Below are 21622 nucleotides of genomic sequence, written 5' to 3' on the forward strand. Positions count from 1 at the left end.
CCTTTGGGTAATGAATCTTCATGTCATTCCGCAGCAATACGCTGTACCCCGTTGAAATCATTGAGGATCGCCTCAGCACAGTCGCGCCCGTCCTTGATCGCCCAAACGACCAGCGACGCGCCCCGCACGATGTCCCCCACCGCATAGACCCCATCCAGCGCGGTCGCCCCGGTGATATAGTCCGCCTTGATCGTGCCCCAGCGGTTCACCGGCAGCTCCGGCTCGTTCCAAAGCGTCGGCAGGTCTTCCGGCTCAAAACCCAGCGCCATGATCACCAGATCCGCGTCCTCGACGTAATCCGCGCCCTCGATCACTTCAGGCGCCTGACGCCCGGTCACATCCGGCGCGCCAAGGCGCATTTTCTGCACCATGACACCTGTCACCGGATCGCCGACAAAGCCTTTCGGCGCGCTCAGCCATTCGAAAATCACGCCTTCTTCCTCGGCGTTTTGCACTTCGCGCTGGCTGCCCGGCATATTGGCCCGGTCCCGGCGATAGAGGCATTTCACGCTCTCCGCGCCCTGCCGGATCGAGGTCCGCACACAGTCCATCGCCGTGTCACCGCCGCCGATCACCACGACCTTCTTGCCCTTGGCATTCAGGCGGCCATTCTCGAACTCTTCCACCGTGTCGCCAAAGCTCTTGCGGTTGGAGGCGGTCAGAAAATCAATCGCCCGCTCGACCCCAAAGCCGCCCACGCCGGGGGCTTCGATCTCGCGCGTCTTATAAACGCCGGTCGCGATGATCACCGCGTCATGCTTGCCCCGGATGGCGCCAAAGCTGATGTCCCGGCCCACATCGCAGTTCAATTCAAAGGTCACGCCACCCTCGACCAGCTGCGCATTGCGGCGCTCGACCACGTCTTTCTCCAGCTTGAAACCGGGGATGCCGTAGGTCAGCAGCCCGCCGGCACGGTCGTAGCGGTCATAGATCGTGACCTGCACCCCGGCACGGCGCAGCATATCCGCCGCCGCCAGCCCGCCGGGGCCCGCGCCGATGATGCCGACGCTTTCCTGTCGCTCCTCGCGCGGGGCCGGGGCTTTGACCCAGCCCTTCTCCCAGGCGGAATCGGTGATGTATTTCTCGATCGACCCGATGGTCACGGTGCCATGGCCCGATTGTTCGATCACGCAGTTGCCTTCACAAAGCCGGTCCTGCGGGCAGATACGGCCACAGATCTCGGGGAAGGTATTCGTCGCCTGGCTGATCTCATAGGCTTCTTCCAACCGCCCCTCGGCGGTCAGGCGCAGCCAGTCGGGGATGTTGTTATGCAGCGGGCAATGGGTCTGGCAGTAAGGCACGCCACATTGGCTGCAGCGGCTCGACTGCTCCGCCGCCTTGCGGTCGGCGTACTCGGCGTAAATCTCGTCGAAATCCGTGCGCCGCAGGTTAGGCGGACGTTTCTCAGGCATATCCCGCGCCACATCCGTAAATTTCAGCATAACCTGCTTCGCCATATACCCGTTCCTTCGACAGTTTCCGTCAGAAGACCCGCATACGACAGCGCTCCGGCAAATAAAAGACAGCAATACTGACCTATTTACCGCTTTCCGGGCTTTCACCCCACCCGGAGATCATTTTTATGCATCATTTAAGGTCCGATGCGGACCTATCACCTCACAGGCCGGCCCAAAGCCCCAGAATAACCAGTCCACCGACAAGGATTCGCCACCAGCCAAACAGCGCGTAGCCATAGCGCCCCACGTAATCGAGCACCCAACGCACCACGATCACCGCCGAGATAAAGGCCATGACGAAGCCCACCGCGATCTCGCCCATCGCCGAGGCATCGAGCACGTCACGGTTCTTGTAAAAGTCATAGGCAAAGGCGCCCGCCATCGTCGGCATCGACAGGAAAAATGAAAACTCCGCCGCCGCCCGCTTGCTGGCCCCCAGCATCAAGGCCCCCACGATCGTCGCGCCCGAGCGCGACACCCCCGGCACCATGGCAAAACATTGAATAACGCCAATTTTCAGCGCCATCGGCAGCGGGAAGCGCATCGCATCCGGCTCCGTCGTCGGCGGCGCGATCCGGTCCACAACCACCAGAACGATCCCGCCCAGGATCAGCATCACCGCAATCAGCAGCGGGGTCTCAAACAGAACAGTCTTGATAAAGTCATGCGCCAGCACGCCCACAAAAACCGCAGGCAAAAAGGCCACCAGCACCGACAGGATGAACCGCCGCGCCTGCGGATCATGGGGCGCGGCCGAGAACACCGCCCAAAGCCGCGCGGAATAGACCGTCAGAATCGCCAGCACTGCCCCCAGCTGGATCACCACCTCAAAGGTACGCCCGGCGCTCTCAAAGCCCAGAAAATGCCCGGCCACCAAAAGATGCCCGGTGGAAGAGACAGGGATAAACTCCGTCAACCCCTCCAGCAAACCCAGAAAGGTGGCGATCAACGTTGTCGAGTTTTCCATTAGCCCTGCCGTAAATTCCGCGCCGAATCCTTGATGGCGTCATACTGACCCGAGGGGCGGAACCGCCACAGGTAATCCGGCAGCACCGCTTCCATGGTGACCGGGGTGATGCCAAGCTCGGCAAAGCCCTTGGCCCCCTCGCTTACCACATTGTCATGGCGCAGATTCTTGACCTGATCCCGCGTCAGCACGCCATTGGTGAAGAGCCCCAGCGACAGGGTCTGAAGCAGATCAAACCCAAAGGCCATGACCGTGGCCACGACCCAGGGCATGTTCAGCACCAGCCGCCGGCGGTGAACCATCTTGAGCATCCGCTGCATCAAGCCGCGGAAGGTATCCACATCCGGGCCGCCCAGCTCATAGATGCCCGGCGCCACCGTCCCAAGAAGCGCCTTCTCAGCCGCTTTCGCCACATCATCGACATAGACAGGCTGGAACCGCGTATGCGCGCCGGCAACCGGCAGGACCGGCCCCATACGCGTCATCCCGGCAAAGCGGTTAAAGAACGAATCCTCGGGCCCGAACATGATCGAAGGGCGCAGGATCACGGCCTCAGGCATGTGCTTTTGCACCCCGGCCTCGCCTTCGCCCTTGCTGCGGGCATAATCGCTTTCGGCGTTCATATCGGCCCCAATGGCCGAGATCTGCACCATCCGGGCAACACCTTCTTCCGCCGCCAGCCGCGCCACACGCTCGGCGCCTTCGGACTGCACGGCGTCAAACCCGTTCTTGCCGCTTTCCACCAGCACGCCGACACAGTTCACCACCGCATCGGCCCCGCGCAGCGCCGCCCGGACGGAAGCGTCATCACGGATATTGCAAAGGATCGGCTCCACCTGACCGACAACGCCATATGTACGCACGAAAAGCGCTTCATTCGGACGGCGCACCGCCACCCGCACCCGCCAGCCGGCCTTGGCCATACGACGCGCGATATAGCGTCCGACAAACCCCGAACCGCCATAGATCGTGACCAGCTTAGACATTCTGCCGCTCCTGTAGCTTATTCTTTCTCAGGATGTACCTGCGCGCCGCCCCTGTAACAAGGCAAAACCCCCAAGATCGACGCGCCGGGACACGGATTTTCAAAGTTTCCGTCAAATTGCGATTGACAGCCGCCCACCCGGGCCTTAGAGCACCCCCACGATACGTGCCCAGGTGGCGGAATGGTAGACGCGCTAGCTTCAGGTGCTAGTACTGGCAACGGTGTGGAGGTTCGAGTCCTCTCCTGGGCACCATAATTCCGCAATTTACTGTTCATTGACAGTATGTTAGTGAGAATACGGCCTATTCAATCCCCCCTACCATCCACCCCTCAGGCGATGCTTTACAGTTTTTCTTTTGCCATCCTACTTAAGACCGCGAGATCACTGTCATCAGCCGCTCGAGATGTGGTGGGCCTTACGTGACCGATGTATTTTCTTCGTTGCTTTGCAGTAAAATACTGCGAATCCTCTTCCACTCCGAAAAACCTCGCCTGCACTATTCGGCTACCCACTACGAGTTCAATTGGACTATTCGAATGATTGAATAGCTCTAGCGATACACAACCTCGAAAGCCTGGCTGAAAGGTTGAATTTAGCGTCAGGCCAAGCCTGTTATAGCTGCTTCTGGTAGTTACGTCAGAATACACATTATTTGGCAGGCCGATGTACTCAAGCGTTGTGGAGAGCGCTGTCTGAGAAGGATATAAAATAAACGTCTCTCCGACATCCCTTCGAGACTCCTGAAAAAACATCGAAGGCTCTCGGAAAAACTCGTCCTTAAGGAGTGATACGCTCGCCTTTCTGGTTTGAACAGAAACGAGAAAGTCGCACCCTAGTCGAAGATCAATTGAAACCGCTCCAAGCTGCTCATCTGAAAGAAGCGGATCGATAAAGAGCTGGTCGGGTTTGCCCGAGTTGAGCCTAGCTTTGATTTGCTCTCTAGAGAGAAGGGACATTGGACCACCGCTCCCTAACCTCATAATTACGAAGAGATTTTTCTGTCAAATCATTCACCGTTTTCTCGATAATGAACTCTGAGGTTTGCGCTTCAATCCATGGAGCGGTTGGTTTATCGAGTTGCGCCTCTAGGTACCTCCAGGAGGCTTGGAATAACCCGAATAACTCCCGCTTCGAACCAATGGGATAGGTTAGAACATCATCAAAGAAATTAGATATTTCAGGAACCGAGTACTTTGGCTCCAACTCTCCGCCAGTTCTGATTTTAAACGCTTTCTTCAAAAGTGCTGTAATGGGCTTATCCGTCCCCTGCAGAAAATCACTTACTAACTCTATCCTATCAGACGTCGCCGGATGGGTGTCAGACGCGGGGTTATCCTTGGCGATATACCCTAGCGTATGATTCAAAGCATCCCCGCAGTAGCAAGCTGCGAAAATATCTGCAAAGTGCTCCATTCGATGAAATTGATGGGTTTGCATTAATCTGGCATGCTGAGTGGACGTCATCCCATCCGGCAAAGCAGGAGGATCAAGAAGCATTGATAACTCGGAGACTTTAGCTTGAATATCAATAAAGTGACCGAGTTCGTGAAAGAGGGGCGTGCAAAACGTCGGACGATGTTTAAACACATCTGGCGTTCCGATTCTCACGACCAGTGGACTGTAGCCTTCTGTGTCGAACCTATCCAACGATCCATTTATGAACTTCCAGAGGTCCGTCAGGTTGAGGAAGAAGCTCATATCCTCCAGTGCAGCATACGAAAGCAAAACCTGACCGGGAATCCAGTCATTTAGAGCAGCTCGCAGTGCGAACTGAACCTCGTAAGGTGCATCACTTGAACGGGTACCCTTAATGAACTTTCTCGCGTTCCAAAGGTGAAGCTCAAAACCTTTAACAACTGCGACCGGGTAGTGGTCTAACTCTGATAATACGTGACGTATGGCCCCGGTTGATCTAATTACGAACTCTCGGAAATCTTCGTCAAAATAAGCTGACTCAGAAAGCTGCGAGAACTCCTTCTCCAAAATGCGAAGGTTTATTACTGAACGCAAAAGACTGCTCCATGCTTTTCAATGCATCACCCGCTTGCTGCGCCGTAGGACCTTCTAGAGGATCAATACCCTTAAATATCTTGCTAATTTGAGGGTCCTTCAGGCACTGGACAGCAAGCGTCAAGACCTCTGGAGGAGTGGATGATGTGACACTTGACGGGTCAGCAAGCACCTGAGCCGCTTGGGAAAGTGTTTTCAAAAAATGATTTCTCAAAACTTCCGAATACTGGTCGTCCTTCGAACGCAAAAGAAGGTAAATTCGGAGCTTTTCAAGGACTCCATCGCCATTCGGCGAAGCTGCCGCTAACATAACTTCTCTCCCGGAATGATGCTATCATCATGAATCGTATGTGGAATCGCGTCAATCATATAATGTAGAATTTCGTAACGCACTGATAACATAAGGTTTCTAATGCTCCACTGGAGACTGTGAGCCGACGTTAGTCAAAGTAGTGCGTTTCGCCTGACGTCAATGGAGTGTGAAGATGCCACCACTAAGGGCGGATAGTCCGGAAACGACCGCAGATCAAACCATTTAAATCGCGTGCCATCTGCGTTGCGCTGGTCTCCCATGACTATCTGAGGACAGTTCGCCTGGTTGCGGATTAGCGCAGCACGGAACGCCCGAAGGTCGATCAGCCACCATGCCTCCAAGCCTGTCTGGTTGGCGTTAGAATGACCGTAGAACATCCAATCGCCATTGCCGTTCACAATCTTTGAAAGCTCTGTCTGAGCGCCAGATGCCACTGCTGAGCGTATGGTGAACTGGTAAGGGTAGCGCTGAGCGTAGCCAGGACGCCTTACCCGTGCCGCAACCCGCATGTCGCGGGCATCGAGCATCATAAGGTCGGTGGCTTGGATGTGGTCAAATGGGTCGGCAGCAGTTTCCAAAAGGTAGCTGCCGATCAGTTGCTTTATCTCAGGTAAAAACCTGTCGGACCAGTTCCGGTTGTTCGTATAGCAGTTCATTTCTGACAGTCTCCAATGCGGCCCCTACCGCGTTGCCCACGTCCCAGCGGAGAGGCGCAGCCGGGTTCGTCAGGCCTTAGCCCGCAGGTATTCGATCACAGCCTTCTGAGCGCGCGGATACTGCTCGCACAGCAACTCCCCGGCGCAATCCTCCACACACCATTCCAGCATCGCGGCGGCATCTGCGTCTGACTTCGGTTCAAAGCAGGAGATGCGTTCAGCATACCATTCGATGTTTTGATCAAGCTCGGTCAGATTCGTAGGTTCACCAGCCTCCCCGCCAGGTAGCGCCTGCATCAGTGAGTCCCTGCTGCGTTTGGCTGCTTTCCACTTATCCAGCAGCTGCACAGCACGTGTTCTCTGGCTGGCATCTTGTTCGTGACGCCCACCCCTTAATTCAACCAGTTCGAGGGTGCTGATCAAATCGCCGGCCATATTTACAGCCAGCTTAACGGTATGCGCTGTTGCCTCCTCGTCACCGATTTGCTGCGGCGCATCCCCCTCAAGGGAACGGACACAGATGCGCAGAATGCTGCTGATGTCGTATGCACTGGCGATTGCGGTTGCGAGGTTCGTGTTCATTGTACTGCCTCCCCTGCCAGACGACGCGCACCGGTGCGCAGGTTCAGCATTGCAATGTAGGTTGGATTGCGCATAGCCGCCTGCCAATCAGGCGACCCCATGTGCGACACTGGCCCTTCGGTCTGCCAATGCATGTTGGCCAGCGCGGCAAGCCCTTCTGCGGTTGTTGGTACGTGCTTCAACATTTCGCCTTCAAGGCGGTGCAGTTCTTCGATCATGTCATCAAGCAATGGGTCGCTGCTATCTACGCTGTTGATCAGTTTCCGCAGAGGGCGGCACCGGGCGTCGAGGTCCACCAGCGGATCGCGCTCAGCTTCGGTCAGTCGTTCAGCATCTGCACGAAGAGATGCAATCGCTTCATCAACCATGCCGTCACAAATCAGAGCTTTGACCTTCCGCAAAGCATCAACAGGGGTTTGCGGCTCAATAGCCATAAGGGCGCGTTCGGCCTTGCCTACAGCCTCAGCGGCGTCCCCCACTGCATCTTCTTTCGCAGGTGACGTCTTGCCCCCGTTCGCGGCCTGATGAGCGTCACCGGCTGTGATAGCAGCCTCATGGGCTTGGCGGGCATCGTAGACAGCCTGTAGGGCGTTCGTGAAATTTGACATGTAGATTTCCTCCGTTCGTGTGGTGTTCGGCCACGGTTGTTTGATGGCAGGCAGTTCAGGCGCGGTATTCGTGGACAATTCCATCAACCGCGATGCGTGAGATGGTCGCCAAATTGACGGAGCGAGGCGCTTGGGCCTTCGCATCCCAGACCGGCAGCAGATGAGGGTGGTGGGCTTTGCGCGTCTGTACGGCGCGTTTTCCGGCCTCTGTGGCGGCATCACCTTTCACATGGCGCTGCAACGTTGCTGGCTGCACCTGCATAGTGCGCTCAGTTCCATCAGCCTTGGTGAAAGTGACGGCGCAAAAACGGCCACCGGCAGAAGCGATCAGGTCACGCTTGGCAGCATAGTCAGGGGCAGCGGCTTCATGCTCCTTTGCGGCTCTCAGAGCAGCACGTAGGACGCCAATGCGGGCATAGTCGGGCTGTTCCCAATGGGTCTTGCTTTCGAGGACGGCGATTTCGTCCTGGATGCGGACCACCTCGGGCGAAGCCTTCGCCTGCTTTACCTGCCGTGCTTCCATCGCCCGTTCATGCTTGGCATTCGCCCAGGCGGCTTTCAGCGCGCGGCGCATGATCACCCGGAACCCGTAGAGCGCCACATTGGCCTTGCGGACGATATCCCAAGCTGCGGTCATGATAGCTTTGCGGTTGTAGCGGGCTGCGATTGTCATGGCGGTTGCCTTTCTTAGTTGATAGAAATACTATAAGGTTGACTACAAACAAGGTCAATAGATTTTCTATCAGGTTGGGTGAGCGCATGACAGGCGAGCAAGTTAGGGCGGCAAGAGCGTTGTTGAAGTGGTCGGCAAAAAAGCTCGCTGAGATGAGTGGAGTAAGCTACCCGACCATCCAACGTTTAGAGAGCAAGGATGGTCCTCTTGCAGGGTACGCTGATACTCATGACGCGATCCGCAGAGCTTTTGAAAGTAATGGCATTCAATTCATGGCGAGCGGAGAGGTCGCCACGGGTCCCGGCGTCGCAATCGACAGAAAGGAGTAGGCGGCTGTTAGGCATTGTTAGCTGCCTTCCCCCGTTACTCCCTAGTTTGAGTACCGCTACAAGGGAGAAATGTAACACAACTTTGGAAATCGATTTTCTCCGATGTTGGGATACTTTTCGACGATGTTGTTCTAACCAGCTTCCAGAAAATTGTTACCTCAACTAAAAGGCTTGGCTGGATTCAGAAAGTATGTTCCGATTGATAAGGCAGCTAGTAGGAACCGTTTACCAGCTATGACACCTCATCTTCGCCAGACCCGCTGGGATCACGCACCTAGAAAAACAAGAGGTGCACTTCTCGCCATAATATTAGCAGCCTCTGGGGGTCCTCTACTTGCTCAAGAAGCCATGGTTTGCCGCTTCGAGAGCTTGAAAAGCAGTGATGGAAAACAGACAATATCTGGAACGTTAGTTCGCACGCCGCAAGCAGCTCTAATTGAATATGAGAACGGGGCTCCCCCAGCGACGCTGACCTGCGCCCAATCCGCATACCAATGCGAAGACAGGAGCGGTGATCAGGTTACAACAGCCAATTTCTCGTACCCTGGTTTCATGGTACTTATCACAAAATATCCAAACTTAGGGATTACTGCGGTGGGTCTAGCTCAAGTTACCTGCGGAACTTCATAGGACTAGATTGGTCGCGAGCACCTACCGCTATTTCCCGGTAAAAAGCGGGACTTGCGCGGCTGCCCCTCCGGCTTCGCGTGTCCTGTATTTCCCCTGTATTAACAGCAGCCAGTATACCGCTATTCCCCGTTAGAAAACGGTCCTCGGCAGCGCTCGAACTCTGATCGACACACTTGTTCCGCTTCGGCTAGCCCTGCTTGTAACTCAGCTATCATCGTATCCGGCCACTGCTCAGCCAGCGCGCCGTAGACGTTCCATGTGATGCAGCTTTGGTAGTCGGCAAAGCTCTTAGATTCACCGGCAAGGTTTTGACCCACTTCATCAAGCGCCACGGCCTGTACAGTCTGGCGAATCATCTCTACTCGTTCGGGGCGCATTGGGCGCTGGAAGGGTTCCTGTCCTTCATGTCTCATTGCAGCTTGTCCTTGCTTTAGAATTCGGGGCGACCCATGTTAGTCAACTAATGGAGGTCGTACCGATGAAATATTGGAACACCGAATTGACCGTTGGCATCGGCGGCTTGCTGGCCGTCGGTGCCGGTCTTTTGTGGCCTGCTGCTTGGCCTTATTTGGCTGGCTGCATAGGCGTTTCATGGGTCTATGCTATTGTGGCTGTGCGGCGCTCTGAGCGAGCAAAGAAGAAATCATTGCACGTTTCTCGTCCTGACTAATTCGCTTCTTAGGCACCGGCCCCCCATTGCGCACGACACTACCCAAATCCGAGACGGCACGCTTGGTAGCCAGTTCGGCCCCGCCCTTTGCAGCCATCGCAGCGAGTGAAGGTATCGCTAAGAGCGGGTTTGCTGAACTCGCCGCACCCGCTGTCAATGAGCGTTTAAAAGTGACCCGGTTTCAGCGTTTAATTTTGACCCGCCTATTGGGTGACAAAGCCCCCAGGCGGACCGCCCTCATATAGCGAGTCCGTCTGGGGGCTTTGCTTGCGACGTGGCTATTTTTCTCTGCGACTTTTGCTCTGAGCGAAGCGATATGACGTGTTGCCCGTTTCGATGATGGCACAGTGGTGCGTGACGCGATCCAAGAGCGCAGTTGTCATCTTGGCATCACCGAAGACAGCGACCCATTCCCCGAACTCCAAGTTGGTGGTGATGATGACGCTGGTTTTCTCGTAGAGCTTGCTGATCAGGTGGAACAGCAACGCGCCGCCGGATTTCGGGAACGGGATGTAGCCTAACTCGTCGATGATGACGCAATCCAGGGCAGACAGCTGCCGGATGATCTTCCCGGCATTGCCGTCGGCCTGTTCCTTGATCAGGGCATTGATCAGATCGACCGCGTTGAAGAAGCGGACCTTCTTGCCGTTGTTAATCAATGTGGTTCCAAGCGCGATGGCGATGTGAGTTTTGCCTGTCCCGGTTCCGCCGACCAGGATGAGGTTGTGCGCCTCTTCGGTGAACTGACCCGAGCAGAAGGGTTCGATCTGGGCCTTACTCACCGCGGCCGCGCCGTAATCGAAGGTGGCGAAGTCCTTATGATGGGGGAACTTCGCGATGCGCATTTGATACTGGATGGAACGCACTCGCCGCTCTACAGTTTCCGCGTCGATCAGTTGCTTTATCGCTGTGGTCAGACTTGGTGGCTTGCGCGCGGACAGCAAATCATGGGCGCAAGCTGCCATTCCATGCAGCCTCAAGGCGGTGAGTTGGTCGATGAGAGCGTTCATGCGGCAGCCTCCTCGGCCGAGCAGAGCGCCTCATAGCGCTTGCAGTCGGCCTCGGGCCGCACGGTCAGCTGCGGATAGACATTACCCTCATTCAACGGCGTGATGATTGGCTCCACCAACTGGTTGATCAAATTGGTGATGGCAGGAAGGCGCAACGTGTTTTGTTCAACTGCCAGTTCGCAGGCCGTCTCCACCACCTCGATTCCGTGGTCCTGGGCCAGCAGAAGCAGATCGACGAACTCCCGGTCCCCGCCTTTGCCAGCCATGTAATGCTCCCTGATCCGATGCATGGCCTCAGGCAGTTGCCAGTCCACAAAAGGGGCGCCGTCGCGCAGAGCGCCGGGCTTGCGATCCAGTAGAGGAACATAATGCCAAGGCTCAAAGTAGCTGACGTTGCGGGTGAAGCGACGCTTGTGCTCGGCAATAACGTCCTGGCCTGACACCAGCACGATCCGGCTCGCATAGGCGCGCAAGGAGACATGCTGGCCTGCAAACCGGGAAGGCACGCTATAGCGATTGCTGGCATATTGAACCAGGCAGGTGGAACGGACCCGCACCGTCTTTTCCACATAACCATCAAAAGCCCGCCCCAGGGGGCGCAGCTCGGCGCGCTCATCTTCAAAAACCTCCGCAATCGTGCGGGACGATTGATCAGGATGGGCGCGGCTTGCCAATTCCTCGCAGCGCAGACGCAACCAGTTGTTCAGCCCATCCAGATCATCAAAAGCTGGCATGGGAACAAACAATCGGCCTCGTAAAAAATGGACCTGGTTCTCCACCTGACCTTTCTCCCAACCCGACGCGGGGGTGCAGGCAACCGGCTCCATCACATAATGGTTCATCAACGCCAAGAACCGCGGATGGAACACCCGGTCCTTCGAGCGGGAGACATAGGTCACCATCGTTTTGGGATTGTCGATGATCACCCGTCGCGGAACCCCGCCGTAGAAGGACAGCGCCCGTACAAAAGCATCCAACACCATCTCTTGGCTCTCGCCGGGATAGGCTACGATAAGAGGTTTGCGACTATGGCACAGGCGGAAGTGAGCAACCTTTACCTTCTGCTCGACACCACCGAGAATAACGCGCTCTTCGCTCCAGTCAAACTGGAGCGCATCACCGGCAGCAAAATGCAGGGGGATAAACGCCTCTCCCGATCCAGCATCGGCACGTTTGAGGTCTCGGATAAATCGCTGAACCGGAGAATAGGACCCAGTATACCCTTCCGAGACGAGCTGTTCGTAAAGCTTCGTGGCCGTCCGCCGCTCCCGGCGCGGGCGCTTGTGATCCTGCTCGAAAAGCTCTTGCAGCCGCGCGTCAAATCCATCGCACAGCTTATGCCGGGTCGGTGGCGCTTGCCGTTGATAGCTCGGTGGACTGTCGTCCTTCAGATACTTCTTCACCGTGTTCCGCGACAAACCGGTTGCCCGCGCCACAGATCGGATGCTGCGACCCTCAACCAATATCCAACGACGGATCTTCGATACACTTTCCATCAATATCACCTGCTCATTCCTCCGCGCTATTCAGCGCGGATGCTAACGTGGCAGGTGGGTCAATTTTGCACGCTCATAACCCACCCAAGTGGGTCAATTTCGCACGCCGATTCACAGCCTTGTATAGTCGCTGCTCAATGTCCTCGCTTTTTTTGATGCGTCGGGTCATGTCCCGCCCTTCTCTCAGTGATGCGACCGCAGCCGCAGGGTCTCCGCCTGTCACGTCATCCGGCGAGAGATTGTCGAGGTATCGCGTAATCTCATCTTTCATGCCCATGCCGATGCTGCTCTCAGTTGGGTCCAGCGCCCCGGCAACATCGCGCCCAACAAGACGGCGTGACTTCTCAACTTCCGCGATACGCGGCGTCATCATCTGCTTGATCTTATCAGCAGTACGGGATGCTTTCGGTGCAAGATACGGGTCCATTCCATCACGCGCGGCGCGCCCAGAAACGACGTCCTGTAGGCGCTGGGTGGATTCCTGGGACAATCGCGCCGGAGATGCCTCAAGGGCGTCGTATGCGGCGCTCTGGCGCTCTTTGAGTTCATCAATGGTCGGAGCCTTGGCTCCGGGTCGTAGGCTGCGGGCCGCTTCAATCGGGGTAAGCCCCCCGATCATCGACGCAATCATATCGGCTGTCTCATTGCCGGGGGCTACCTCCTGCGCAACCTGACCCGCTGTACCCGCCCCCACCGCGCTTGCTGCCTCAGTGGCTCCGAGCCTAAGCGGTGCTTTCGCTCCGCGCATCGCCAAACCGCCAGGAATGGCCATTGCGCCCGCCTCTTGGCCGATGCGACGCCCAAACCGTTGCCCTGCGGTCTGTGGCTGCGTGTCAGAGATTGTAGGGGCCAAAAGGTTAAGAAATGTGCGGCTACCGCCTACAGGATTTGCAATCTGATTGCCCTGAGTGATTTGTGCATTCTGGTCCGGCATTGGCAAACCATCCGGTCCTGCGACCATTTCAGGCGCGTACTGCGGTTTTGCAAACATACCATTGATGAGGCTCGTCGCTGCATCAACGGGGAAGCCCAGCGCAAAACCGATGCCCTCGTTCACACCGCTCATGGTCTGATTCATTACATTGGCCTGTTGACCTTTTCTCGCTTGGTCTTGCCGCGCTAACAATAGGCGACGGCGTAGTGCATCTCGGCGGGCTTGCTTATGCTGCTTTCCAGATGCGCTTCCTTGCGCCGCCATTGCCTCGGATTCAGCTATCCCGATCAGATCAGCATCGGTCAATCCGCCTCGCTGCCCTGGCGTCATGCTTTGAATTCCATTCGCCGCTGACGGCATATCGGGCGCTTGAACTTCGTAAACGGTGCCGTCTGCCCCCTGAACCTCAAAGGTCTGCATACCTGATGGTCGCTCTTGGCCCTCTGAGGCTAACAACCGCCTGCGTCTCGCCTCGGCAGCTGCTCTTGCCAGCTTCGCCATTTCGTCCCGTTGATCGCCCATCGAATTTCCTTTCATCTTACTGAAGTTTATACACTATTTAGGCTGTTTAGTCACTCAAAACGCCACTTTTCGGAACGGAATCCAGCATCTTTTGGACCCTCAACTGGAACGCGTCGGCGCTTTCGTCCGGGAGGCGCGAAACGTCATCGCGCATCTTGCCCTTGAGGAGGATTGCCACCTGCGGATCGGGCAAAACTTCCGGGTCTCTGGACATGGCGCAGAGGTAGATGCAGTCCGGCTGCACGGCTGAGCTCAAACCACTTTCGTCTTCGATTTTCTTAAGTCGTTTCAGTAGCGTCATTTGCTGGCCTCCAAGGCTGTGATCCGGCGTTCAATCTCGGTTGTTTCCAAGGTGCGGCGAAACTGCTCGACCACGGCCATGACAGTTGCCGCCTCCAGTGGGGTCACATCGCCGTCTGCAATTGCTTTGAGAATGGCCCTTGCGGCCGTGGCGGCGTCTTCTGCCGTTTCAATCTCTGGAAGGGCAAAGGAAACCGGTGCATCCTTGCGGGCTGGCGCAATACGGTCGAGACACAGGCGGAGAGCCGTGACATCGCCTTCCAGCGCCTTGTCTATGGCCGCCTGCGTCAACGCCTCCCGCTGCCCTTCCAGCATCGCTTCAATGGCCTGCGTTGCCCTGTGGCGCGACCCCTTAGGCTTTCCGGGGTTGCCGGGGGCAAATGTACCGTCAGCGTTCCGGCCATCCGTTTTCGCGCCGCTGTTTCGGTCGCTCTTTTTGCTCATGCCGCATGCCTTTCCTGAGAACGTCTTCGCTGCTGAAACAGGTCGGTTTGCGTCACCACCTCGCGTGAACCAACTGAGCGCGTGACCACCCCCTCCCCCCCTTTAGGGGGAGGGGTGGTGACGCAGTGGTTTTGGGGGGTGTTTGCGTCACCTTGCGTCACCTGCTTTTCGGGGGTGGTGACGCACTTCATCCGTTTGCCCATTCGCCGACCTCAATCGTCGGCACTGGCTTTCTGATGGGGCCGGTCTTGGTGCCTTTCACAAGCGCCCCGGAATGGAGCCAAGCCTCAATCATTTTCTTAATCCGGCGCTTGTCCTTCACGGCATGCAGACCCAGCACCTCGGCCACGATGACCCCGGCCCAGTCTCTGCCCGACTGATCCGAGTAGCGCGGTTGCTTGCCTTCAATGGCATGCTGCACTGCCAACAGGTCCTTGCCCGTGAAGCCGTCGAAGGTATCCGGCCATTCCCAGACCTCCGCCACGCCAACGCTTTCGCCGTTCGCCAATTCGACAGAGACCATGCGCCGCCACGTGCGCTTGCCTACGGGCGCAAGATTGGACTTGTCGCGGGTCACGGTGAAATAGGTGGTGAGGTCATCGGGCAGAATGCCCGCCTGCTCCCTCTCGTCCGCTGTCATGCGGTTAAGCACCCGCCCCGACCGCGCAGCCGCCAAAAGTGCAGAGCCGCCTCTGCTGTCCTCTGTTGTGGCCTCTACGCCGTTGGTCTTGCGGGTGTGGTGAACCAGTTCAATCGCGCAGTTGCATCGATCCGCCAGACGCGCCCATTCCTTTGCGATGAGATCAATGGCGACGTTGTCATTTTCGCCCGCCTGATGCGACGACACGAACGGGTCAACAACCATCACATCAATCTGCCGGTCAGCGATTTCCCGAGCCAGCTCCTCAATCTCAGGCTTTACGATCACGACGCCTTCGCGTGATTGAATAGCCGTGCAAAGCTCGCGTTCGCGTCCGGTATCTACAAACAACCGTCCCTCGACCTCATCGGGCTGCACATCATGGTGCTGCATAGCCGCTGTGATACGCAGGTTCATCTCGTCGCGTGGGTCTTCGAGGTTGTAGAGCCAGACGTTCAAGCCTTTGGCTGTCCACTCCCCTAGCAACTCGCGTTCAGAGACCATAGCCAGCCCCTCAACGATGGTCAGAGAAGACTTGCCCACCCCACCGGGGGCGACGGTCACGGCGACCTGTTTGCGCAGAAGGTGTCGCCCATAGACCCACGGGCGGCGGGGCAGGCTGTTGGGGTCCTGCCAGATGAAAGGCGTCGGCAAGCGGTCGGTGCCAGTCGGATGCTCCGCCCGGTGCTGATCCAGCTGCGCTGCCATTGCTGTAAAATCGCGCATCAAGCTGCCTGCCTCCCTTGTACGAAGTCGAGGAAGGCCACTTGGCGCTCGTATGGCATCGCCTTGAAGCTGGCGAGGCAATAGGCCTCCCGCTCGCCAGGTGCAGCCATATCAGCCCAGAATGCAGCTTCGTCCATGTGGTTGAACAAGGGGGCAATAGGTTGACCCGCTGCCGTGGACATAGCACCGCCCAGCGCCGCTTCTGCGACAGCCTCCGCGTTCTCTGGTGGCAATGCCTTCAACGAGACATAGGCCAGCGCTGCGCGCTCTGTCGTGCTGAGGCGAGCGCGTAGAATGGCGGAAAGGCCAAGCCACGCGTCGAGATCATCCAGCAGTAAGCAGTACCCCAAAGACCGGGATACGCTTTTTATATGTCGGGGCATGAAGGCGCTGAGGGCATTCCGACCCCGGTGCTGCACATGCAAGTTAGACACCACGCTCACTACACGCCCTCCCCGTAGTGCAGGCCAGCGACAAGGCGGGCTTGGGTTGTGGTCAGGCCATACAGACGTTGCAAGCGGGCAATCTGAATTTCGAGGGCCATCAGCATGCGCCCCCATTCCCGTTGATCAGCTCAACCTTGCTCTTGAGTGTGTAGACCCCAAATTTTGCGCGGTCGGTGTCGTTGTCATTGGCGTAAAGGTCCATTGCAATGTCTACGCCGTAGTCACGTTTGAGGATGTGAACCAAGTCCGAGATGCGGACTGGGCTGGCACAATACATCGGCGCTTGCATCAGCCCTTCCAGCACCCGTCGCTTGTTCTTCGAAACTGTAACAGTACGGGTCTCGCCGGTTTCATCAGTGACCCGATACTGGGCCGGACTGATGGTGTTCGGGAAGTCGCGCCACCGGTTGTTCCGGCGGGCGTTTGCCGGGGGATTGCCGTTAATCGTTGTGTTGCTGCTCATTTAATCGGTCCTTGAATTTTGGACCAAGCGCGGCTAACATTCGGGTAGTCCGCCAAGACTGTCGAATGATTAGCACCCCTGCTTGATCCGTTGGATTTGGCGGGGGTTTGCATTAAGCGGCTTGCTGTTGGGCTGTGGCGATAGCGTCATCTACGGCGCTCTCGATCCAATAGAGGCGACTGCCCAGTTTAAGCGGCTTGGGAAGCCTTTCGTTTTCGACATCCCGATAGATGGTCGTGCGCCCACGACCGCCAAGCTTTTCTTGCAGTTGCGACATGGTGAGATATTTCATGGCCTGACCTCGCTCGTTACGTTGCGAGATCATTGAAACACAGCGGTGCACCTTAGGTCGTTTGCGAAAAATACTCCTGCAATTTCTCACAAACTTCACTGTCGAGCCAGTTTTGGCTGATTGACAACTTCGACTTACCTCGTGAAACAGACTGCTCTAACGTCAGCCCCTCGTTTCGAGGAAATACATGTCGTTCAACTGCACCTTGATCGGCGAGCTGCTGCATCATGCCGACCCACTCGCGGTTGGAATAGGGGTGTACAGGCTTTAAGGTTTTAGCAACCTTCCAGATCATGAAAGCGCGAAAGCAATCGATATCGCCAAATTTTCCCTTTCTCGGCCTCCCTACCCCCGGACGAACCTCTGCCAACCTACGTTTGGCCAGAATATTTTGCTCTTGGGCATACCCGAGAAGGATTAGGAACTTAGCCCTATCACACGTTCCTGGTCCTATCGTTACCGACCTGAATGCAGCGCGGGCAAGTTCCTCAAAATCATCCTCATTCACCTGCATAATTGGCTCCTAATCTACCACAGCGGGCCTCAATCCAGTGGGCAACAGCACTCTGCCGCCAGCCAATGGCGCGAACGCCTAGCTTGGTAGCCTTCGGGAAGTCGTCCCGATCCATCATCCGGTAAATCGTGGACCTGCTGAGACCTGTCACCTCCTGTACGTCCCGGCAGCGTAGAATTTTATCAGTCATCGTTATCTCTTTGTTAAATGAATGATGCCATTCGTAGCAGGGTTCGGTTAAAGCAAAATTTAAGGAATGGGGATTACGCAATTCGAATCACCTCGCTGGCGTTCTTGCCTGTGACGTGATCCGCCCAGCGCGCCATCAGCGGACGGCGACGCTCTAAAAAGTCCGTCCTTCTGTAGGACCGTTCAACTTCGTTGCCGACCACATGCGCCAATGAGGTTTCCACTACTGCCTCAGGCGTGTCGGTTGTCTCATCACACCATGTTTTGAAGCTGGACCGGAAGCCGTGTGGGCGGGCTGCTAACCCCTGCCTGTTCATCAAGCTAAGCATCGACGCGTCGGAGATAACGCCCTTTCGGACTCCCGGAAACAAGAAGCCATCCCGCGCCAAAGGCTTTGCCAGTTCAATTACCGCCAAGGCTTCCTCAGACAGTGGGACGCGGAAGTCCGTAACTATGCCTTCCTGCCCTTTCATATTGCCTTCCGGCACCGTCCATACATCCCCTTGGATTTGGTCCAAGTGACAAAAGCGAATAGAATAGGACCGCGTGACCGTTAGGATAAGCAATCGGAGCGCAAGCTGTGTCGACGTCTGTTCGGTGAGCCCGGCGTAAAATTCGGGCACCTCAGGCCACGGCATGTAAGGGATATTCTTGGTTTTGTGGCGTGTCTTACCAAGAAGGGCTTTGGCTTTCGTTGTAGCTTGAAGGTCCACGTTGAGACCCATCGCTGCTGCATGACCAAGTACGATGTTCAGCCGATTCATGGCTTTGCGGGCGGTCTCAGCCTTCTCATGCCAGATAGGTTCAAGGGTGTTCTTGATATCTTGCTGATCGACCTCTTCGACGGGGACCTTGCCCAGCTTCGGAAGCACATGCAGTTCGAGGGGTGAAAACCAGCGGCCTGCTTTCCCGTCTCCCTTCAACTGTGCCTTGCGAGCCTCAAATGCCTCTAGCGCAACTGATGACAGTGTGTGATCACCCCTAGCGGCCAATCGCTTTTGCCGGTCGCGCTCTTTAATGGGATCTTTGCCCTCTCGAACCACTGCCCGCCATTTCTCTGCCGCTGCTCTCGCCTCTTTTAGGGAAACGTCCTGAAGGCTTCCTATGCCCATCTCACGCCGTCGCCCATGGACGGTCAGCCGCAATACCCATTGCGCACCGCCGTCGATCCGCTTGACGAGCCACAGCCCGCCACCGTCCGAGTACTTGCCCGGAGGAGCCGTTCTAACCTTGGCTGATGAGAGCTTATGAAGCGCTGGCAATTTTCATCCACCTTTCAATCCACCCCTAGATATAGCATGACATGGGGCTGGATGAAACAGGATGACACAACCAAACACATAAATAACAGGCACTTGGTTATTTAGTGAAACAGGCTGACACTAGATGATACGTTAGTTCAATGCCTCTCCTGGGCACCATAATTCCGCAGCAAGCGAAAGAGCTTGCCGAGAGATACAATCCCCCCATTCGCCAAGTCAGCGTTTCACGGCGCGTATTGTGAAGAATCGGCGCACCTGCTTAACTCCCCCCAGCGACAGGGGAGAGCCGCGCCACAATGAAAGACACCAAAGCAGAGACTTTTCTGCGTTTTGATAACGTTAAGAAGAGCTATGACCAGCAAAACCTTGTGGTCAAAGGGTTCGATATGGATGTGCGGGAGGGGGAGTTCATCACCCTTCTAGGCCCCTCCGGTTCCGGTAAAACAACGGTTCTGATGATGCTCGCCGGGTTTGAGAGCGTCACAGCGGGCGACATCGCCATCAACGGCCGCTCCATCAACAAGACCGCCCCGAACAAGCGCAATATCGGCATGGTGTTTCAAAACTACGCGCTGTTCCCGCATATGACGGTGGCTGAAAACCTCGCCTATCCGCTCAGCGTGCGCAAAATGTCCAAGGCCGATATCAAGGACCGTGTGGCGGAATATCTGGCGCTGGTGGAGCTTTCGGCCTTTGGCGACCGCCGCCCCGGCCAGCTGTCGGGCGGACAGCGCCAACGCGTGGCATTGGCCCGCGCGATGATCTTTCAGCCGACGCTGATCCTGATGGACGAACCTCTGGGCGCGCTCGACAAGAACCTGCGCGAACAGATGCAGTTCGAGATCACCCGCCTGCACAAGCAGATCGGCTTTACCGTGATCTATGTCACCCATGACCAGACCGAGGCGCTGTCGATGTCGGACCGGATCGCGGTCTTCAACGACGGCGTGGTGCAGCAATGCGCCCCACCGGCCGAGCTTTACGAGCGCCCCGTCAATGCCTTCGTGGCCGAGTTCATCGGCGAGAACAATTTCGTGCAGGGCCGGGTCACGCGGATCGAAGGCGAGATCGCCCAGGTCGAGACCGACACCGGCACGATCACCACGCAGACCTCCGACGGGCTGACCGAAGGCGCGGCCTGCCGCGTCTCCATCCGGCCCGAAAAACTCTTCATCCACCCGATAACCCACGCCTATGACAATGCGCTGACGGCGACCTTTGTCACGCGCATCTATGTGGGCGATTTCATCCGTTACTATTTCCGCCTGCCGGACGGCACCGACATTATCGTCAAAGTGCTCAACGACCTGTCCGCACCAGAGTTCGATGAGGGCGCGACGGCGCAGCTGTTGTCCCTGACGAAAGACTGCATCGCCTTTGCCAACTAAGGGCGACCATGGGCGAACCGGGGCCCCGCATAAAACCTGGACACAACAAGGAGAGACCCGATGAAGAAACATCTGACGTATCTGGCCACGACGGCGCTGCTTGCCAGCCCTGTTCTGGCCGAAGACCTGACGGTAACATCCTTCGGCGGGGCCTATGGCGCCGCACAGATGGAGCATATGATCGAACCCTATATGGAGGAATCCGGCACCAACGTGCTGTTCGAGGACTACGGCGGCGGCGTGGCCGAAATGAAGGCGCAGGTCGAGGCGGGCAATATCCTGTGGGATGTGGTCGACATCGAGGTGATCGACCTCGAACGCGCCTGCGCCGAAGGCTATCTGGAAGTGATCGACCATTCCGTGCTGCCCGATGGCGACGATGGCACCCCGGCGGCGGAGGACTTTATCGACGACGCGCTGGCCAATGAATGTGGCGTCGGCAATATCGTCTGGTCCGTTGTCTTTGCGGTGAACACCGAAAACGGCGAAGGCCCGAAAACCATCGAAGACTTCTTCGACACCGAGAAGTTCCCCGGCAAACGCGGTCTGCGCAAACGGCCTCAGGTGAACATGGAATGGGCGCTGCTTGCCGATGGCGTGGCCCCGGAAGAAGTCTATGAGGTGCTGGCCACCGAAGAGGGCCAGCAACGCGCCTTTGACAAGCTCGACACCATCAAGGACGACATCACCTGGTATGACAGCTGGTCGCAGGCCCCCGTGCTGCTGAATGACGGCGGTGCCACCATGGTGCAATCCGCCAATGGCCGCATCTTTGCCGCGATCAAGGATGACGGCGCCCCCTTCGAGATCGTCTGGGACAGCCACATCTATGACCTCGACGTCTGGGCGATCATGAAGGGCACCGAGAAGAAAGAAGAGGCGATGGAGTTCATCAAATTCGCCACCGGCACCGTGCCGCTCTCGGGCATGCAGGACGTGGCCTATGGCCCCACCCGCAACTCCGCTCAGGCGCTGCTGCCCGAAGAGGTCAAGCAAGACCTGCCAACCGCGCATCTTGATGAGGGCGTAAAGGCCGATGGCATCTTCTGGGCCGACTACGGCGAAACGCTGGGCGAAAAGTTCAACGAATGGCTGCTGCAATAAGCGCCCTGCCC

27 protein-coding genes and 1 tRNA gene are annotated in these 21622 nt (G+C 56.9%); 5 read left to right on the forward strand and 23 right to left on the reverse strand.

Annotated elements, in window-relative coordinates; all coding sequences use genetic code 11:
- Positions 1-23: 23 nt before the first annotated feature.
- From AB4M76_RS02785 to AB4M76_RS02795, 3 genes are all read right to left on the reverse strand, one after another.
- Complete coding sequence (locus AB4M76_RS02785; RefSeq protein WP_368440276.1) at positions 24-1457, reverse strand: NAD(P)-dependent oxidoreductase; 1434 nt, start codon at positions 1455-1457, stop codon at positions 24-26.
- Positions 1458-1617: 160 nt separating this feature from the next.
- A complete protein-coding gene (locus AB4M76_RS02790) occupies positions 1618-2424 on the reverse strand; it encodes an undecaprenyl-diphosphate phosphatase (RefSeq protein WP_368440277.1) in 807 nt (268 codons plus the stop codon).
- Positions 2424-3410: a complex I NDUFA9 subunit family protein gene (locus tag AB4M76_RS02795; RefSeq protein WP_368440278.1), complete on the reverse strand. Its 987-nt coding sequence runs from the start codon at positions 3408-3410 to the stop codon at positions 2424-2426. The genes AB4M76_RS02790 and AB4M76_RS02795 overlap by 1 nt, the downstream gene beginning before the upstream one ends.
- Before the next feature lie 166 nt (positions 3411-3576).
- Here AB4M76_RS02795 and AB4M76_RS02800 point away from each other — a divergent pair.
- Positions 3577-3662: transfer RNA gene (locus AB4M76_RS02800), tRNA-Leu, on the forward strand.
- Positions 3663-3751: 89 nt separating this feature from the next.
- On the opposite strand, the gene dcd is transcribed toward AB4M76_RS02800, so the two are convergent.
- From dcd to AB4M76_RS02835, 7 genes are all read right to left on the reverse strand, one after another.
- Positions 3752-4366, reverse strand: a complete 615-nt coding sequence (dcd, locus tag AB4M76_RS02805; RefSeq protein ID WP_368440279.1) for a dCTP deaminase — start codon at positions 4364-4366, stop codon at positions 3752-3754.
- Entirely contained in the window at positions 4350-5420 is a 1071-nt protein-coding gene (locus AB4M76_RS02810; protein ID WP_368440280.1) for a hypothetical protein, read from the reverse strand. Before AB4M76_RS02810 ends, dcd begins: the two co-directional genes overlap by 17 nt.
- A complete protein-coding gene (locus AB4M76_RS02815; protein WP_368440281.1) occupies positions 5365-5730 on the reverse strand; it encodes a hypothetical protein in 366 nt (121 codons plus the stop codon). Before AB4M76_RS02815 ends, AB4M76_RS02810 begins: the two co-directional genes overlap by 56 nt.
- Positions 5731-5864: 134 nt before the next feature.
- On the reverse strand, positions 5865-6389 hold the full coding sequence (locus AB4M76_RS02820) for a hypothetical protein (protein ID WP_368440282.1): 525 nt from the start codon (positions 6387-6389) through the stop codon (positions 5865-5867).
- A 69-nt stretch (positions 6390-6458) separates the two neighbouring features.
- Positions 6459-6971 carry a hypothetical protein gene (locus AB4M76_RS02825; protein ID WP_368440284.1) on the reverse strand — a complete coding sequence of 171 codons (513 nt, stop codon included), beginning with the start codon at positions 6969-6971 and terminating at the stop codon, positions 6459-6461.
- Positions 6968-7579: a hypothetical protein gene (locus tag AB4M76_RS02830; protein ID WP_368440285.1), complete on the reverse strand. Its 612-nt coding sequence runs from the start codon at positions 7577-7579 to the stop codon at positions 6968-6970. The genes AB4M76_RS02825 and AB4M76_RS02830 overlap by 4 nt, the downstream gene beginning before the upstream one ends.
- Before the next feature lie 55 nt (positions 7580-7634).
- Positions 7635-8252: a hypothetical protein gene (locus AB4M76_RS02835; protein ID WP_368440286.1), complete on the reverse strand. Its 618-nt coding sequence runs from the start codon at positions 8250-8252 to the stop codon at positions 7635-7637.
- An 86-nt stretch (positions 8253-8338) separates the two neighbouring features.
- Between AB4M76_RS02835 and AB4M76_RS02840 the strand changes: the two genes are divergently transcribed.
- On the forward strand, positions 8339-8581 hold the full coding sequence (locus tag AB4M76_RS02840) for a helix-turn-helix domain-containing protein (protein ID WP_368440287.1): 243 nt from the start codon (positions 8339-8341) through the stop codon (positions 8579-8581).
- A gap of 749 nt (positions 8582-9330) precedes the next feature.
- Here AB4M76_RS02840 and AB4M76_RS02845 read toward each other — a convergent pair.
- Positions 9331-9624 (reverse strand): hypothetical protein, encoded by a 294-nt coding sequence (locus AB4M76_RS02845; protein WP_368440288.1) that lies wholly within the window; start codon positions 9622-9624, stop codon positions 9331-9333.
- Between the two features lie 65 nt (positions 9625-9689).
- Here AB4M76_RS02845 and AB4M76_RS02850 point away from each other — a divergent pair, with 65 nt between their 5' ends.
- Entirely contained in the window at positions 9690-9881 is a 192-nt protein-coding gene (locus AB4M76_RS02850) for a hypothetical protein (RefSeq protein ID WP_368440289.1), read from the forward strand.
- 278 nt (positions 9882-10159) lie between these two features.
- On the opposite strand, the gene istB is transcribed toward AB4M76_RS02850, so the two are convergent.
- The 12 genes from istB to AB4M76_RS02910 form a co-directional block, all read right to left on the reverse strand.
- Positions 10160-10891: an IS21-like element helper ATPase IstB gene (gene istB / locus AB4M76_RS02855; protein ID WP_108485421.1), complete on the reverse strand. Its 732-nt coding sequence runs from the start codon at positions 10889-10891 to the stop codon at positions 10160-10162.
- Positions 10888-12387 carry an IS21 family transposase gene (istA, locus tag AB4M76_RS02860; RefSeq protein WP_368440290.1) on the reverse strand — a complete coding sequence of 500 codons (1500 nt, stop codon included), beginning with the start codon at positions 12385-12387 and terminating at the stop codon, positions 10888-10890. The genes istB and istA overlap by 4 nt, the downstream gene beginning before the upstream one ends.
- A 73-nt stretch (positions 12388-12460) precedes the next feature.
- Entirely contained in the window at positions 12461-13843 is a 1383-nt protein-coding gene (locus tag AB4M76_RS02865) for a hypothetical protein (RefSeq protein ID WP_368440291.1), read from the reverse strand.
- A 46-nt stretch (positions 13844-13889) separates the two neighbouring features.
- On the reverse strand, positions 13890-14144 hold the full coding sequence (locus tag AB4M76_RS02870) for a hypothetical protein (protein ID WP_368440292.1): 255 nt from the start codon (positions 14142-14144) through the stop codon (positions 13890-13892).
- Positions 14141-14587 (reverse strand): DUF5681 domain-containing protein, encoded by a 447-nt coding sequence (locus AB4M76_RS02875; RefSeq protein ID WP_368440293.1) that lies wholly within the window; start codon positions 14585-14587, stop codon positions 14141-14143. Before AB4M76_RS02875 ends, AB4M76_RS02870 begins: the two co-directional genes overlap by 4 nt.
- Positions 14588-14774: 187 nt before the next feature.
- Positions 14775-15953, reverse strand: a complete 1179-nt coding sequence (locus tag AB4M76_RS02880; RefSeq protein WP_368440294.1) for an AAA family ATPase — start codon at positions 15951-15953, stop codon at positions 14775-14777.
- Positions 15953-16396, reverse strand: coding sequence for a hypothetical protein (locus tag AB4M76_RS02885; RefSeq protein ID WP_368440295.1), 444 nt, complete (start codon positions 16394-16396; stop codon positions 15953-15955). The genes AB4M76_RS02880 and AB4M76_RS02885 overlap by 1 nt, the downstream gene beginning before the upstream one ends.
- 100 nt (positions 16397-16496) lie before the next feature.
- Positions 16497-16862, reverse strand: a complete 366-nt coding sequence (locus AB4M76_RS02890) for a hypothetical protein (protein ID WP_368440296.1) — start codon at positions 16860-16862, stop codon at positions 16497-16499.
- A gap of 112 nt (positions 16863-16974) precedes the next feature.
- Positions 16975-17154: a helix-turn-helix transcriptional regulator gene (locus tag AB4M76_RS02895; protein ID WP_368440297.1), complete on the reverse strand. Its 180-nt coding sequence runs from the start codon at positions 17152-17154 to the stop codon at positions 16975-16977.
- 52 nt (positions 17155-17206) lie between these two features.
- Positions 17207-17668: a hypothetical protein gene (locus AB4M76_RS02900; protein ID WP_368440298.1), complete on the reverse strand. Its 462-nt coding sequence runs from the start codon at positions 17666-17668 to the stop codon at positions 17207-17209.
- Positions 17655-17858 (reverse strand): helix-turn-helix transcriptional regulator, encoded by a 204-nt coding sequence (locus AB4M76_RS02905; protein ID WP_368440299.1) that lies wholly within the window; start codon positions 17856-17858, stop codon positions 17655-17657. Before AB4M76_RS02905 ends, AB4M76_RS02900 begins: the two co-directional genes overlap by 14 nt.
- Positions 17859-17931: 73 nt before the next feature.
- Complete coding sequence (locus AB4M76_RS02910) at positions 17932-19119, reverse strand: tyrosine-type recombinase/integrase (RefSeq protein ID WP_368440300.1); 1188 nt, start codon at positions 19117-19119, stop codon at positions 17932-17934.
- Positions 19120-19415: 296 nt separating this feature from the next.
- Between AB4M76_RS02910 and AB4M76_RS02915 the strand changes: the two genes are divergently transcribed.
- The gene (locus AB4M76_RS02915; protein WP_368440301.1) at positions 19416-20507 is read left to right on the forward strand and encodes an ABC transporter ATP-binding protein; all 1092 of its coding nucleotides are present in this window, start codon (positions 19416-19418) and stop codon (positions 20505-20507) included.
- Between the two features lie 60 nt (positions 20508-20567).
- Positions 20568-21611: an ABC transporter substrate-binding protein gene (locus AB4M76_RS02920; protein WP_368440302.1), complete on the forward strand. Its 1044-nt coding sequence runs from the start codon at positions 20568-20570 to the stop codon at positions 21609-21611.
- Positions 21612-21622: the final 11 nt, after the last annotated feature.

The organism is Sulfitobacter sp. PS-8MA (genome assembly GCF_040933935.1).
In the GTDB taxonomy this organism is placed as follows: Bacteria; Pseudomonadota; Alphaproteobacteria; order Rhodobacterales; family Rhodobacteraceae; genus Sulfitobacter.